The sequence below is a fragment of the Acinetobacter sp. N1-1 genome (assembly GCF_056711485.1).
Window position 1 is genome coordinate 435,710 of sequence record NZ_JBWXUO010000012.1, and the last position, 15,383, is coordinate 451,092.

The 15,383-nt window shown below is 38.3% G+C and carries 9 protein-coding genes, 2 tRNA genes, 3 rRNA genes and 1 pseudogene; 4 read left to right on the forward strand and 11 right to left on the reverse strand.

From position 1 onward, the window contains the following. Positions 1–47: 47 nt before the first annotated feature. From ribF to argA, 3 genes are all read right to left on the reverse strand, one after another. Complete coding sequence (gene ribF / locus AC1MPL_RS02335; protein WP_479763932.1) at positions 48–1,046, reverse strand: riboflavin biosynthesis protein RibF; 999 nt, start codon at positions 1,044–1,046, stop codon at positions 48–50. A 119-nt stretch (positions 1,047–1,165) separates the two neighbouring features. Next, entirely contained in the window at positions 1,166–1,789 is a 624-nt protein-coding gene (locus AC1MPL_RS02340) for a TetR family transcriptional regulator C-terminal domain-containing protein (protein ID WP_479763934.1), read from the reverse strand. A 123-nt stretch (positions 1,790–1,912) separates the two neighbouring features. Further along, entirely contained in the window at positions 1,913–3,268 is a 1,356-nt protein-coding gene (gene argA, locus AC1MPL_RS02345; protein ID WP_479763935.1) for an amino-acid N-acetyltransferase, read from the reverse strand. Between the two features lie 251 nt (positions 3,269–3,519). Here argA and AC1MPL_RS02350 point away from each other — a divergent pair, with 251 nt between their 5' ends. Next, a complete protein-coding gene (locus tag AC1MPL_RS02350; RefSeq protein WP_479763937.1) occupies positions 3,520–4,911 on the forward strand; it encodes an NAD-dependent succinate-semialdehyde dehydrogenase in 1,392 nt (463 codons plus the stop codon). 78 nt (positions 4,912–4,989) lie between these two features. After that, entirely contained in the window at positions 4,990–5,661 is a 672-nt protein-coding gene (locus tag AC1MPL_RS02355) for a DUF1345 domain-containing protein (protein ID WP_479763939.1), read from the forward strand. Between the two features lie 51 nt (positions 5,662–5,712). On the opposite strand, the gene rrf is transcribed toward AC1MPL_RS02355, so the two are convergent. The 8 genes and pseudogenes from rrf to AC1MPL_RS02395 form a co-directional block, all read right to left on the reverse strand. After that, positions 5,713–5,827, reverse strand: a 5S ribosomal RNA gene (gene rrf, locus AC1MPL_RS02360). 149 nt (positions 5,828–5,976) lie between these two features. Next, a 23S ribosomal RNA gene (locus AC1MPL_RS02365) occupies positions 5,977–8,869 on the reverse strand. Positions 8,870–9,239: 370 nt separating this feature from the next. Beyond that, a tRNA-Ala gene (locus AC1MPL_RS02370) sits at positions 9,240–9,315 on the reverse strand. A 41-nt stretch (positions 9,316–9,356) separates the two neighbouring features. Beyond that, positions 9,357–9,433 (reverse strand) — tRNA-Ile (locus tag AC1MPL_RS02375). 59 nt (positions 9,434–9,492) lie between these two features. Next, a 16S ribosomal RNA gene (locus AC1MPL_RS02380) occupies positions 9,493–11,029 on the reverse strand. The 16S, 23S and 5S rRNA genes sit together here with 2 tRNA genes alongside, the layout of an rRNA operon. Positions 11,030–11,542: 513 nt before the next feature. Then, the gene (locus tag AC1MPL_RS02385) at positions 11,543–12,097 is read right to left on the reverse strand and encodes a peptidylprolyl isomerase (RefSeq protein ID WP_479763941.1); all 555 of its coding nucleotides are present in this window, start codon (positions 12,095–12,097) and stop codon (positions 11,543–11,545) included. 120 nt (positions 12,098–12,217) lie between these two features. Beyond that, positions 12,218–12,430 (reverse strand): hypothetical protein, encoded by a 213-nt coding sequence (locus AC1MPL_RS02390; RefSeq protein ID WP_479763943.1) that lies wholly within the window; start codon positions 12,428–12,430, stop codon positions 12,218–12,220. Positions 12,431–12,775: 345 nt separating this feature from the next. Further along, positions 12,776–13,615: pseudogene (locus tag AC1MPL_RS02395) on the reverse strand (MBL fold metallo-hydrolase). A gap of 129 nt (positions 13,616–13,744) precedes the next feature. Between AC1MPL_RS02395 and AC1MPL_RS02400 the strand changes: the two are divergent. Both AC1MPL_RS02400 and grpE read left to right on the forward strand, forming a co-directional pair. Next, entirely contained in the window at positions 13,745–14,647 is a 903-nt protein-coding gene (locus AC1MPL_RS02400) for a LysR family transcriptional regulator (protein ID WP_479763945.1), read from the forward strand. Between the two features lie 177 nt (positions 14,648–14,824). Then, the gene (gene grpE, locus AC1MPL_RS02405; protein ID WP_479763947.1) at positions 14,825–15,373 is read left to right on the forward strand and encodes a nucleotide exchange factor GrpE; all 549 of its coding nucleotides are present in this window, start codon (positions 14,825–14,827) and stop codon (positions 15,371–15,373) included. Positions 15,374–15,383 lie beyond the last annotated feature (10 nt).

Below are 15,383 nucleotides of genomic sequence, written 5' to 3' on the forward strand. Positions count from 1 at the left end.
TCCAGTGTTCAGAGTTTTCTATGACTCGTTGTACTTTAAAATTCAAATTAAAAAGGAAATGTGTTGTTTCGCTTACGAAATTCGTTTAGCTGAACAACATCATCTTGTATTCCTACCTTTAATGCCTCAAGTGAAGCATAATTTTTCTCACCGTGTAAGTAATTTAAAAAAGTTACACGCATAAGTAAACCATACAGATTAGCAGAAACTTCAGGAAAGTGAACTTCTAAACGCCACTCTGGAGCATCTTGTTTTATTGCAGGACGTGTACCTACATGTCCTGCACCAAAAAGACTATCTGACTGATACCCTGAAATGCCTGTTAAATCTGATTGTTGTTTTACTATTTCTCTTAAATTATGGGTTTCGCAAATGACATCCACACCATAAATACCATTTAAACAGGGTTTATGCCGCTTTAAAGCAATATTTACTGTAGGAAAATTTAATGTGCGACCAAGTTTATCGCCATGTTGAACACGACCAATAATACTATAAGGTCGACCTAAAAGTTGGCTTGCCAACGCTAAGTTACCTTTTTGCAATACTTGACGAAGTCGAGTTGAACTTACTCTCTTACCTTCGAACATCACAGTTTTCAAGTTATGTACTTCAAAACCATAAGATTTTAAGAATTCACTGTTCCCTTGGCGGTCTCTTCCAAAATGGAAATCATCACCTAATATTAAGCTTTTCGCATTGAGAGTATTTTTTAATAGTAAGGCAAAATCTTCTGCACTTTGGTTTCTAAAACAATGATCAAATTTCGCAATAGCGATATAATCTATACCAAGCTCTTTTAAATATTCGACTTTCTCTCTAAGTGATGAAATTCTTGGTGGAGCTTCACTACCTTTAAAGAATTCAAGGGGTTGAGGTTCAAAAATAATAACTAATGTTTTTAACTGTTCTTGTTGTGCAATTTCTTTAAGCTTTTTAATCATCGCCTGATGCCCTAGATGCACACCATCAAAATTACCAATACTAACAGCTGTTTTTGGTAAATTGTATGAGGGCATCAAGGCATGTAAACGAAGTAGATTCATGGAAGACTCATATGATCCATTTAGAAAAGGTTCTCTTTGCCTATTTTGCCATATTCTAATCGGTTCGTCTTGTTATTCCCATTTAGAGTTATAAATCAAAGGGAAATAGGCGAAATTTTCTATACAGCATTTGGTTTTGTAAGTGCGCCATGTAATAAAAGTTGAACACTACTTTGTATCGCACGTTGGTGAAATACTCTATTACGCAATGTTTTTCCTGTAAGTGCCTCAAACTGAATATCAAAGTCAGCATAACTTTGCGTTAAAGACCATAAATTCATAATAAATAACTCAGGAGCAATATCCGCAGCAATTTTTCCCTGTGCTTGCCACTCAGCAATTACTTTTATCTTACGACGAAAATGCTTTTTAATTGAGCCTTTAATAATATTATGAATATATGGTGCCCCCTGAATAATCTCTAAAGCATATAGCTTTGAAGCCTTTGGATTCATTTTAGAGAATTCTATCTTATTCTCAATATATTGTGTCAAAAGTACTTCAGGATCTGCATCCACATGTAAAAGTTGCATAGACTCTAGCCACTTTTGTAATACAGATGTCAATACTTCAATATATAGTGCTTCTTTATTTGCAAAGTAATAAAATATATTCGACTTATGCATATCAGCACGTTTAGCAATTTCATCTAAACTTGCACCACTAAAACCATAGATCGAAAATACATCTAAGGCTGCATTTAAAAGCTGATGTCGCTTTTGCATACTTTTTTTTAATTCCATAACATGCAACCTGCCTAAAAATATATTTAGATTTTAGAGAAATATCTTTGATTTTGCATGGAATTTATTAAAAAACCTATTTAAAAATCTCCTAAAAACTATCGTTTTTATCTATAAAAAATATTACATAATTAATTTTTTAAATACCAATGAGTTTCGTTGAAAATTATAGAGTTCTTGACGTGAATTTGGTAAATCTTCAACACTAGATGGTTGAAAACCATGTTCTACAAACCAGTGTGCTGTACGTGTGGTTAAAACAAATAATTGCTTAATATTATTTGTTTTTGCTTTATTTTCCAAGAAAGCTAAAATTTGAGTGCCTCTATTCGACTTACGATAACTCGGATGAACTGCTACACATGCAATTTCAGCAGATGGTACTTCATGTTCTTTAATTGCAATTGGATATAAAGCTGCGCAAGCTAATATCGTTCCATCTCGTTCAATTACTGCAAATTGTTCAATTTCATTTTCCAACCTTTCTCTAGAGCGGTAAACTAAAATACCTCGCTCCTCTAAAGGTTTAAGTAATGTCATTAAACCACCCACATCATAAATTGTTGCCATTCGCACTTCTTCATAGTGGGCATCTGTAACCATCGTACCAACACCATCCCGCGTAAATAACTCTTCAATTAAAGCACCATCATAAGCAAATGGTAATAGATGAATGCGTTGAACACCATGCAAAGATGCTTCTTGTGCATATTTTAGAGTTGTTGAAAAATATGGAGATGCGCTATTTTCTATAATATAATCATCAAGTTGATTCGAACTTACTTCACGAATCAATTGATGTTCTGAGTTCAATAATCCTGCTTGCTCACCTAGAAAAATCAGTTTATCTGCTTTTAATGCAATTGCTGTTTTAGTAGCAACCTCTTCAGCAAGTAAATTAAAAACTTCTCCCGTAGTTGAATATCCAGTTGGGCCTAGTAATACAATATTATTATTAGATAATAAGTGATTAATTGTATGTGTATCTACAGCTCGGACTTCTCCACTCAGTTGAAAATCAATACCATCATGAATACCAAAAGGCTTTGCTGTAATTATATTTCCTGAAACAACATCTATACGTGAGCCAAACATTGGAGAATTTGCCAACCCCATAGAAAGCAAAGCCTCGATATACATACGAGAAGCTCCAACAGCACTCATAATTTCAGGTAAAGCATTTCTTGTTGTAATACGACGATTTAAATGGGATTTTGTTTGAATACCTTGTTTAGCAAGACTTTCGTCAATTTGATCACGTGCCCCATGTACTAAAACAAGTCGAATACCCAATGAATGTAATAATGCAATATCATGAATAATATGCTGAAAATTACTATTTTTTAATGCAGCGCCATCAAACATAATCACAAAGGTTTTATTACGGTGTGCATTAATATATGGTGCAGAGTTACGAAACCAGTATAAATAATTGGTTGTAGAAGTTGCATCTGATTGCGTAGAAGGATGACCCACCATAACTAAGCCTTTGTACTTGTCGTTTTATTACAACATTTATTATAAAAGATCATTTAAGAAATAGGAGATACATTCTTAAATTTTCTATTTTTGCAATTTGCTACGATTCCTCATATTTCTTTACGCTATAAAATAAAAGTTCATTTATATTATTTAATAAAGCTATTAAAACGCAGAAACAAGTAAAACGCTCGTGTACTCAACAAAATATACATTAAGTTCTAAAGCAAATATATACAAGGAGTTCGACCATGCCATTTGCCACAACAAATCCATATACAGGTGAAGTTATAAAAACTTTTCCAGATGCAACAGATGCTGAAATACAACAAGCCATTACAGATGCAGATCAAGCATTTCAATCTTGGCGATTATCATCCTTTAAGACTCGTTCAGAAATATTAACAAAAGCTGCTTCTATTTTACGCCAAGATGTTGAAACCTATGCACAATTACTTACCCTAGAAATGGGTAAAATTCTTTCTGAAGGACGCGCAGAGGTTGAATTATGTGCAAAAATATTTGAATATTATGCAAAAAATGCAGAACACTTACTTGCTCCTCAAAAAATTCCACCACTATCTCCTGAAGACGGTGACTCAATTGTTTCTCATGAACCATTAGGTATTATTTTAGCAATTGAACCATGGAACTTTCCTTTCTATCAAATTACCCGAATATTAGCGCCACAACTTTCGGTGGGTAATACTCTTTTACTTAAACATGCTTCAAATGTTCCACAATGTGCACTCATTTTTGAAAAGCTTATGTTAGATGCAGGATTACCAAAAGGTGCTTTCATTAATCTTTTTTTACCACATAACAAAGTAGAGGATGTTTTAAAAGATTCACGTGTTCATGGCGTTGCTTTAACTGGATCTGAAGCAGCGGGTGCAGTTGTTGCTCAAATAGCTGCAAAATATTTAAAAAAATCTACACTCGAATTGGGTGGTGCAGATGCCTTAGTTGTATTAGCTGATGCTGACTTAGATAAAACAGTTAAATGGGCTGTTTTTGGTAGACATTGGAATGCAGGTCAAGTATGTATCGCATCAAAAAGAATTATTATAGATGAAAGCATATATGATGAATTCTTAGAAAAATATATAGTAAGTGTTGCTGCTTTAAAGGCAGGAGATCCTAAATCTTCTGATACTCAACTCGCCCCTCTCTCATCACAAAAAGCGGCCGATAATATAAAGCAACAAGTCCAAAATGCTATTAAAAATGGTGCTATAGCTCAAGAAGTAGGAGAGCCTATTCCAAAACAAGGTGCTTTTATTCAGCCAACAATTCTTACAAATATCACACCAGAAAATCCTGCATACTACGAAGAATTTTTTGGCCCTATATCCATGATATTTAAAGCAAAAAATGACGATGATGCTATACGTATTGCTAATGACTCACATTTTGGGTTAGGTGGATCTGTCTTTACTACTGACCCAGAGCATGGTCAAAAAGTTGCTGAAAAAATTTCAACAGGTATGATCTTTGTAAATCATCCAACTGGAACAAAAGCACATATTCCTTTTGGAGGTATCCGCAGATCAGGGTATGGGCGTGAGCTTTTTGATTTGGGCCTAAAAGAATTTGTAAATCATAAGGTTATTAGTATTACAGATATTGATGCTCCCTTTTAAAATTTAATTTCGAGGGGGAGTATCTCGGATATTCCCTTTTTTATTTCACTCTATAAAATAGAATAACTAGGAAAATATATGAGTTTAATTAGAAAAACATATAGAAATATTCGTTACCACCCATATTTTTATCTTATGTTACCTGTTGGGCTAGTTATTGCTAGTATTTTAAATTATTTAACAAATTGGGCATGGTCTACTATTCTACTTACAAGTTGGAATAGTGCGATTGGTTTATATTTAATAAGAACTTTTGCAATTATTACTCACTATAATCAAAAACATATTGCTGAACGTGCTGAAAAACAAGATGAAAATAAATGGGTTATTCTTTTATTGGTATGCCTTGCTGTAAGTATGTGCTTATATGCCATTATTATTCATTTATCGCATCTCCCTAGTGTATCCGAACTAAAATATGAACATATTTTACTTGCTCTCGGCACTATTGCTATGGCTTGGTTATTTATGCATACCGTTTTTGCCATTCATTATGCACATGCATTCTATATAGCAAAGAATCGCGTAAAAGAACCAGGACTAGAATTTCCTAAAACACCTATGCCTGTATATTTTGATTTTATTTATTTTAGTTATGTTATTGGTACAGCTTCTCAAACTGCAGATGTTTCTATTACCTCAAAGAAAATGCGTATACTTAATACATTTCATCTTATGCTTGCCTTTACCTTTAATACAATTATTTTAGCAATTTGCATTAATATTGCTGCAAGTTTAATTACCTCATAATTTTATTGGATACATAAAAAAGCCTCCCTAATGGGAGGCTTTAGAATTAGATGCTGGCGATGACTTACTCTCACATGGGTAACCCCACACTACCATCAGCGCTAAGAGGTTTCACTTCTGAGTTCGGGAAGGGATCAGGTGGTTCACTCTCGCTATTGTCGCCAGCATAACTGTTATGGAGAACGATTAGGTCTTATATTATTGCCTATGTTCAACCAAATTTGGCTTAACAGGTTATTCAATTGGTCTGTATTGTAACTAGGTTTATTACTAAATCAAGCTATTTGAAGAGAAATACAACTGTTTGGGTGTTGTATAGTCAAGCCTCACGAGCAATTAGTATTGGTCAGCTTCATGTATCACTACACTTCCACATCCAACCTATCAACGTCCTAGTCTTGAACGGCTCTTTAGGTGACATAAAATCACAGGGAAATCTAATCTTGAGGTAGGCTTCCCGCTTAGATGCTTTCAGCGGTTATCCCTTCCGAACATAGCTACCCGGCGATGCGACTGGCGTCACAACCGGTACACCAGAGGTTCGTCCACTCTGGTCCTCTCGTACTAGGAGCAGATCCTCTCAAATTTCCAACGCCCATGGTAGATAGGGACCGAACTGTCTCACGACGTTCTAAACCCAGCTCGCGTACCTCTTTAAATGGCGAACAGCCATACCCTTGGGACCTGCTTCAGCCCCAGGATGAGATGAGCCGACATCGAGGTGCCAAACACCGCCGTCGATATGAACTCTTGGGCGGTATCAGCCTGTTATCCCCAGAGTACCTTTTATCCGTTGAGCGATGGCCCTTCCATACAGAACCACCGGATCACTAAGACCTACTTTCGTACCTGCTCGACTTGTTGGTCTCGCAGTCAAGCGCGCTTTTGCCTTTATACTCTACGCGTGATTTCCGACCACGCTGAGCGCACCTTCGTACTCCTCCGTTACTCTTTAGGAGGAGACCGCCCCAGTCAAACTACCCACCAGACATGGTCCTCGACCCAGATTATGGGTCAGAGTTAGAACCTCAACATTACCAGGGTGGTATTTCAAGGATGGCTCCATAGTAACTGGCGTTACTACTTCAAAGCCTCCCACCTATCCTACACAAGTAAGGTCAAAGTTCAATGTCAAGCTGCAGTAAAGGTTCACGGGGTCTTTCCGTCTAGCCACGGGTACACGGCATCTTCACCGCGATTTCGATTTCACTGAGCCTCTGCTGGAGACAGCGCCGCCATCATTATGCCATTCGTGCAGGTCGGAACTTACCCGACAAGGAATTTCGCTACCTTAGGACCGTTATAGTTACGGCCGCCGTTTACTGGGGCTTCGATCAAGAGCTTCGCTTACGCTAACCCCATCAATTAACCTTCCAGCACCGGGCAGGCATCACACCCTATACGTCCACTTTCGTGTTTGCAGAGTGCTATGTTTTTAATAAACAGTTGCAGCGGCCTGGTTTCTGAGGCTGCCGACAGCTCAGGAAGCAAGTTCCATCACCATCAGCAGCGTACCTTCTCCCGAAGTTACGGTACCATTTTGCCTAGTTCCTTCAGCAGAGTTCTCTCAAGCGCCTTGGTCTACTCGACCTGACCACCTGTGTCGGTTTCGGGTACGATTCCTGTGTAACTGAAGCTTAGAGACTTTTCTTGGAAGTATGGTATCAGCCACTTCGTAGGTAAACCTACTTGCTATCGACTCTCAGCATAGAGCACCCCGGATTTGCCTAAGATGCATGCCTACTGTCTTTCACCTGGACAACCAACGCCAGGCTGACTTAACCTTCTCCGTCCTCTCATCGCATTACACAGAAGTAATGGAATATTAACCATTTTCCCATCGACTACGCCTTTCGGCCTCGCCTTAGGGGTCGACTCACCCAGCCCCGATTAACGTTGGACTGGAACCCTTGGTCTTTCGGCGAACGGGTTTTTCACCCGTTTTATCGTTACTCACGTCAGCATTCGCACTTCTGATACCTCCAGCATGCTTCTCAACACACCTTCATCGGCTTACAGAACGCTCCCCTACCACTTACGCTAATGCGTAAATCCGCAGCTTCGGCACATAGTTTTAGCCCCGTTACATCTTCCGCGCAGGCCGACTCGACTAGTGAGCTATTACGCTTTCTTTAAAGGGTGGCTGCTTCTAAGCCAACCTCCTAGCTGTCTATGCCTTCCCACATCGTTTCCCACTTAACTATGATTTTGGGGCCTTAGCTGGCGGTCTGGATTGTTTTCCTCTTGACTACGGACGTTAGCACCCGCAGTCTGTCTCCCGGATAGTACTCATAGGTATTCGGAGTTTGCATCGGTTTGGTAAGTCGGGATGACCCCCTAGCCGAAACAGTGCTCTACCCCCTATGGTATTCGTCCGAGGCGCTACCTAAATAGCTTTCGGGGAGAACCAGCTATCACCAGGCTTGATTAGCCTTTCACCCCTATCCACAAGTCATCCCCTGGCTTTTCAACGACAGTGGGTTCGGTCCTCCAGTTAGTGTTACCCAACCTTCAACCTGCTCATGGATAGATCGCCTGGTTTCGGGTCTATACCCAGCAACTAAACGCCCTATTAAGACTCGATTTCTCTACGGCTCCCCTATACGGTTAACCTCGCTACTGAATATAAGTCGCTGACCCATTATACAAAAGGTACGCAGTCACATAACAAAGTATGCTCCCACTGCTTGTATGCATGCGGTTTCAGGATCTATTTCACTCCCCTCACAGGGGTTCTTTTCGCCTTTCCCTCACGGTACTGGTTCACTATCGGTCAGTCAGGAGTATTTAGCCTTGGAGGATGGTCCCCCCATATTCAGACAAGGTTTCACGTGCCTCGCCCTACTCGATATCATTATCTAAGCCCTTTCGTGTACGGGACTATCACCCTTTATAGTCACACTTCCCAGAGTGTTCCACTAAAACTTAGATAACTTAATGGGCTGATCCGCGTTCGCTCGCCGCTACTGACGGAATCTCAATTGATTTCTTTTCCTAAGGGTACTGAGATGTTTCACTTCCCCTCGTTCGCCTCAACAACCTATGTATTCAGTTATTGATACCTACCTTATGGTAAGTGGGTTCCCCCATTCAGAAATCTCCGGATCATAGGATATTTGCCGCCTCCCCGGAGCTTATCGCAGGCTATTACGTCTTTCATCGCCTCTGACTGCCAAGGCATCCACCACATGCACTTAATTACTTGACTATACAACCCCAAACAGTCGCTTACGCGAACTTCAAGGTGTACAGCTTCAATCTCATACCAAAACGCTTGATTCAGTTAATTTGCTAGTTCTCATCTCATTTCAATTTGTCTCAATCTAAATTAGTTAAAATTTCAATTAAAACGCTTCAAAATGTATGAGTGAACAATTTTATTTCAGACTCAAATTGAATAATCTGTTAATGATTTAACATGCCTTCGTCAGGTCATGTACTGTGATTACTCACAGAGGTTAATATCAAGGTCGCATATTATATACAATCTTTCTATTAAGCTCTATAAGCAAATAAGCTGTTTGCTTATTTATTAGCTTAACTTTAATTAAATTGAAATATCAATCTGATTAAAATCATGGTGGAGACTAGGAGAGTCGAACTCCTGACCTCCTGCGTGCAAAGCAGGCGCTCTACCAACTAAGCTAAGTCCCCAGCTTAAAATCATTTCGAATTGTACATTATCTTCTAGTCTTTGGTGGGTCTGACAAGACTTGAACTTGTGACCCCACGCTTATCAAGCGTGTGCTCTAACCAACTGAGCTACAGACCCTCAGATAATATACCGAAGAACAACTTGTTGTGGATTCTTACCAAGTCTCACCTTTTCGTTAAGGAGGTGATCCAGCCGCAGGTTCCCCTACGGCTACCTTGTTACGACTTCACCCCAGTCATTGGCCACACCGTGGTAAACGTCCTCCCGAGGGTTAGACTATCTACTTCTGGTGCAACAAACTCCCATGGTGTGACGGGCGGTGTGTACAAGGCCCGGGAACGTATTCACCGCGGCATTCTGATCCGCGATTACTAGCGATTCCGACTTCATGGAGTCGAGTTGCAGACTCCAATCCGGACTACGATCGGCTTTTTGAGATTAGCATCACATCGCTGTGTAGCAACCCTCTGTACCGACCATTGTAGCACGTGTGTAGCCCTGGCCGTAAGGGCCATGATGACTTGACGTCGTCCCCGCCTTCCTCCAGTTTGTCACTGGCAGTATCCTTAAAGTTCCCATCCGAAATGCTGGCAAGTAAGGAAAAGGGTTGCGCTCGTTGCGGGACTTAACCCAACATCTCACGACACGAGCTGACGACAGCCATGCAGCACCTGTATCTAAGTTCCCGAAGGCACCAATCTATCTCTAGAAAGTTCTTAGTATGTCAAGGCCAGGTAAGGTTCTTCGCGTTGCATCGAATTAAACCACATGCTCCACCGCTTGTGCGGGCCCCCGTCAATTCATTTGAGTTTTAGTCTTGCGACCGTACTCCCCAGGCGGTCTACTTATCGCGTTAGCTGCGCCACTAAGTCCTCAAAGGACCCAACGGCTAGTAGACATCGTTTACGGCATGGACTACCAGGGTATCTAATCCTGTTTGCTCCCCATGCTTTCGCACCTCAGTGTCAGTATTAGGCCAGAAGGCTGCCTTCGCCATCGGTATTCCTCCAGATCTCTACGCATTTCACCGCTACACCTGGAATTCTACCTTCCTCTCCTATACTCTAGCCACCCAGTATCGAATGCAATTCCCAAGTTAAGCTCGGGGATTTCACATTTGACTTAAATGGCCACCTACGCGCGCTTTACGCCCAGTAATTCCGATTAACGCTTGCACCCTCTGTATTACCGCGGCTGCTGGCACAGAGTTAGCCGGTGCTTATTCTGCGAGTAACGTCCACTTATCCTAGGTATTAACTAGGTAAGCCTCCTCCTCGCTTAAAGTGCTTTACAACCATAAGGCCTTCTTCACACACGCGGCATGGCTGGATCAGGCTTGCGCCCATTGTCCAATATTCCCCACTGCTGCCTCCCGTAGGAGTCTGGGCCGTGTCTCAGTCCCAGTGTGGCGGATCATCCTCTCAAACCCGCTACAGATCGTCGCCTTGGTAGGCCTTTACCCTACCAACTAGCTAATCCGACTTAGGCTCATCTATTAGCGCAAGGTCCGAAGATCCCCTGCTTTCCCCCGTAGGGCGTATGCGGTATTAGCGCTCCTTTCGGAACGTTGTCCCCCACTAATAGGCAGATTCCTAAGTATTACTCACCCGTCCGCCGCTAGGTCCAGTAGCAAGCTACCTTCCCCCGCTCGACTTGCATGTGTTAAGCCTGCCGCCAGCGTTCAATCTGAGCCATGATCAAACTCTTCAGTTAAAATCATTAATTCCTTAAGGGAATCAATCTGGCTCATTAATCACTAGCAAAAATATTCGCTCTCAAATAAATCTTCGAGTAAATTTCTACTTTTGATCAATGAATCTTAAATATATTCAGTGATCACTCAGTAAAAATCCACACAAGTTGTTCTTCAATTCTATTAATGATTCGCATCACTGATTCGTCATCAGCAAGCTAGGTCGGCTATATTACTCTCTTTTAAAAGAAAGTCAACTGTAATCTGAAAGTTTTTTTAAACTACTTAATCAAACTAAACTTCAATCAATCTAAGAACTAAATCTCAAACCAATCAACTAAGTTATTGTTTATTAAGAAGTTTCTCTCAACATCACCGCCGATGGATACGCATTATAGACCAATCAATTCCAAACACAACCCCCTAATCCAGTTTATTTCATATTTATTTGCCAATAGAATAAAATCTAAACGAAATATGAGTTTTTTTAATCAATTTGAATGATTTTACAGCAGAATGGGAAAGTTTTAGAGTTATTTTTTATTTTCAACTTTTATACTTTCAATAAAAATAGGTTTTATAGGTACGTTTTGATACACGCCTTTATCCATTGTTTCTACTTTTGATATCTTATCTACGATATCCATTCCTTTTACCACTTTACCAAAGACAGCATAACCATCGTTGTACATACTTTTATTTAAGTTAGGATTATCTACTGTATTAATAAAAAATTGTGCCGTTGCAGAATCTGGATCACTGGTTCTTGCCATAGCCAATGTTCCTCGAACATTTGGCAAACCATTATACGATTCATTCTTTATTGGTGCGTCTGTCTGTTTTTCACTAAAATTTTGTGCAAACCCACCACCTTGGATCATGAAACCGGGAATAACTCGATGAAAAATTGTGTTTGCATAGAAGTTACTCTTTACATAATGCAAAAAATTCTTCGTTGATATCGGAGCTTGAGTATCATTTAGTTCAATTTCTATATTTCCCATAGAGGTTTTCATATCTACATATGTATTCGCAAAAGTTGTTCCACATGCAAGCGTAGATAAAAGTAAAAGAATTGATTTTTTCATATGTAATACCAAAAACAAATGCTTATTTAAGTCAATCTCTAACATTGTTTCACGTGAAACACAATTTTAAAAGGTTAAGACTATATGTATGCATACATATAGTCTTAAATAACTTAAATTTTATTGAGCCATTGTTGTTGCTACATCTGATGCTCCTGTAGATGATTGAGGCACTGTACTCTGAGATGATGAATCATTTGAAACAACTGGCGCAGAGCTTAAAGCTGATGCAGGCATCGTGTTTGTCGGTTCTTCTGCTTTTTGTGAAGCACATCCAACAGCAGATAATGCAAATCCAGTAATTGTTAAAGACATTAAAACTAATTTTTTCATAATCACTCGTTCCTAAAAGGAAAAAAATAAATACTCAACATCGGAGTTTTTGCATCATCTATATTTTTTTTAAGTTGTAATATTCTGAATATGATACTTTTTTAACGTATTTCTTTGCTTTAACATATGTTTTGTTAATTTTTCTGAATGACTCTTTTTCTATATATAAGTATTAAACCTTTGCTATACCTATTATTTTTTATTTAATTATTATTTTATTGTTTATTTATTTATCAGTTTGAAATTTCATTTAAATCATAGAAAGATACACTCCACAAACAGAGTTATATCTTTTTATATAGATAATCATGAACTTTTTGGTTTTTTATATTTAATAATTAGTATCTAAGGCCATTTCATTTCACCCTTAACGACTTTCGCACTTAACTCTAAACTATTGACTTCGTATAGGCTAGGATAGATTCTTTTCATTTCAGAAATAAGCTCACTTGCATTATTTGTCTTTTGTACTGCTTTTTCATATTGTTCTAAATACTGTATGGAAAAGTTGACTGCTGGCATATTTTCTACCACACCACTTGCCATATGTGCAGGGATAACAATTTTAGGCATAAGTTCTTTAATATTTTTTAAAGTCGTCAGCACTTCTTTTCGAGATGATGCTGTTGCTGTATCTGCCATCCATAAATGAATACCTGAAGATACAGGAATTCCACCAATAACAGCCTTAATACTTGGTATCCATAGATAAGTCAGCTCGTTTTTTCCCTGAATTTGGATATTTAGACCATCAAAATTAATTTCTTTCGCTGTATAGGGTTGGGGAATAATAATTTTACTAGGTGCATTTTCTCCCATTTGAGGAGACCAATATTTTTGTTTGAGTTGGTAGGTTTTTTCAATATGTTTTACAGTTTCAGGTGTTGCTATAATTTGTGCTTTAGGAAATATTTGTTTTACGACATCTAAACCAAAGTAATAATCTGGATCGCCATAGCTCACAAAAATAGTTTTAAGCTGTTTACCACTATCTAATATGTTTGCAACGATACGCAATGCTGCAGATTTTGAAAATTGTGCATTTACAATGCATGACATCTTTACCTGTTTCAATGAGTGTTGATGTCACTCAAAATGTTCAGGAGATGCAAGAAAAGGCTGTATTTTAATGTTTTTAGCATTTGCATATTGCGTTAGAAAAACACTATTCAATAATAAAGCCACTGATAATTTTTATATTCCAGTCATGTTATTATATCTCATTTTATGAAGGTATTTATTTTAATCTTCTTCTATGTACTTTAAAGTACTTCAATTAAGATGGTTTATTTCATATTAAGAAATAATTCTATTATGGATACGCTAAAGGCCATACAAGTTTTTGTAACTATCCATCAATATGGAAGTTTTACAAAGGCTGCCGAACATTTAAATTACTCTAGGGCAATGGTTTCACGTTACTTGGAGCATCTTGAAACAACATTTTCAACACGATTACTTCAACGAAACACAAGAAAAATTTCTCTCACTCCCTCAGGAGAGAAAGCTTTAGTTTATTGTGAGAATATATTACAGCAACAAAACTTGTTATATAGCCTGTCTGCACATGAACAATATCAAGGTATGATTCGTATTTCTTGTAGCAGTTTTTTATTTCAAATCGGCGTAGATGAATGTATTGCTAAGTTTAGAACGCATTTTCCTAAAGTAGAGTTTGATATTCAACTGAGTGAATCTACGATAGATTTAATTGAAGACCGCATAGACATTGCCTTTAGAATTTCTCAAAATATTGCAGATGGATTAGTTGCAAGACCTGTATGCCCTATTCCATCAATTTTTTGTGCAAGCCCTAAATTTCTAGGGAAAATTGAAAAAATAACAAATCCCAATCAATTAATTCGGCATGATTGTATTGTTCATTATGCCCAATTAAGCACATGGACATTTATTAATAGTGATCAACAACCTCAAAACTATCCTGTAAAAAGTACATTTAAAAGTAATGATGTTTTGGCATTACATAAAATGTGTGTACAAGGCTGTGGCATTGCAATGCTACCAATTTATGTTGTACAGGATGACTTAAAAGATGGTGCTTTAAAAGTTATATTACCTGAGTATACTGCACCTGATATTATGCTTTCCTTAGTGTATACGTCACGCCATCATTTACCTTTAATTTCACAAAAATTCATCACTTTTATTCAAGAGAATTTACCGAAGTTGTTAGAAAAAGATAAATATACGATTTAATTTGCGAATTAATGTAATTTCCTTCTTGAATTTTAATAGTGCGCCCATACCTCTTAGTTAATTATTTTACAAACCTCCATGGCAGTTCAGCATAATGCCTGTTCAAGTATTCAAGACTGAGCGGATGCCAACCAAGGACTGTACATGTTTGAAAAACTTTTTAAACGGAGATCATCAATGGCGAACGAGCAAAAAAACCAAGCTCAAGACAGTCAACCTGAAGTAGAAAAACAGGAAAATGTACAGACTGAAGAAAATAATGAGCAAGTTGATGTGAGCGTAGAAGATTTACAAGCACAGATTACAAAACTTGAAGAAAGTTTAAAGCTTGAAAAAGCACGAGCTGCAAATGCAATTTATGAATCAGAGAAAGTAAAAGAGCGCGTTGAACGTGAAGCAGATACTGCGAAAAAATTTGCTTTAGAAAAATTTGCAAAAAGCTTACTTGAATCTGTAGATAATCTTGAGCGTGCGATTCAAGCAACAAGCGAAGAAAAAAGTCCTTTACTTGAAGGTGTAGAACTAACATTAAAGTCACTCATTACAACGTTAGAAAAGCATGAAATTGCTGCTGTAGATACTGCAAATGGCTTTAATGCTGAATTCCACCAAGCTGTGGGCATTGATCCAGAGGCCAAAGCTGGTGAAATTGGAAATGTTTTACAGAAAGGTTATACATTGTCAGGTCGTCTACTCCGCCCTGCAATGGTTACCGTTGGTCAATAATTAACTAATA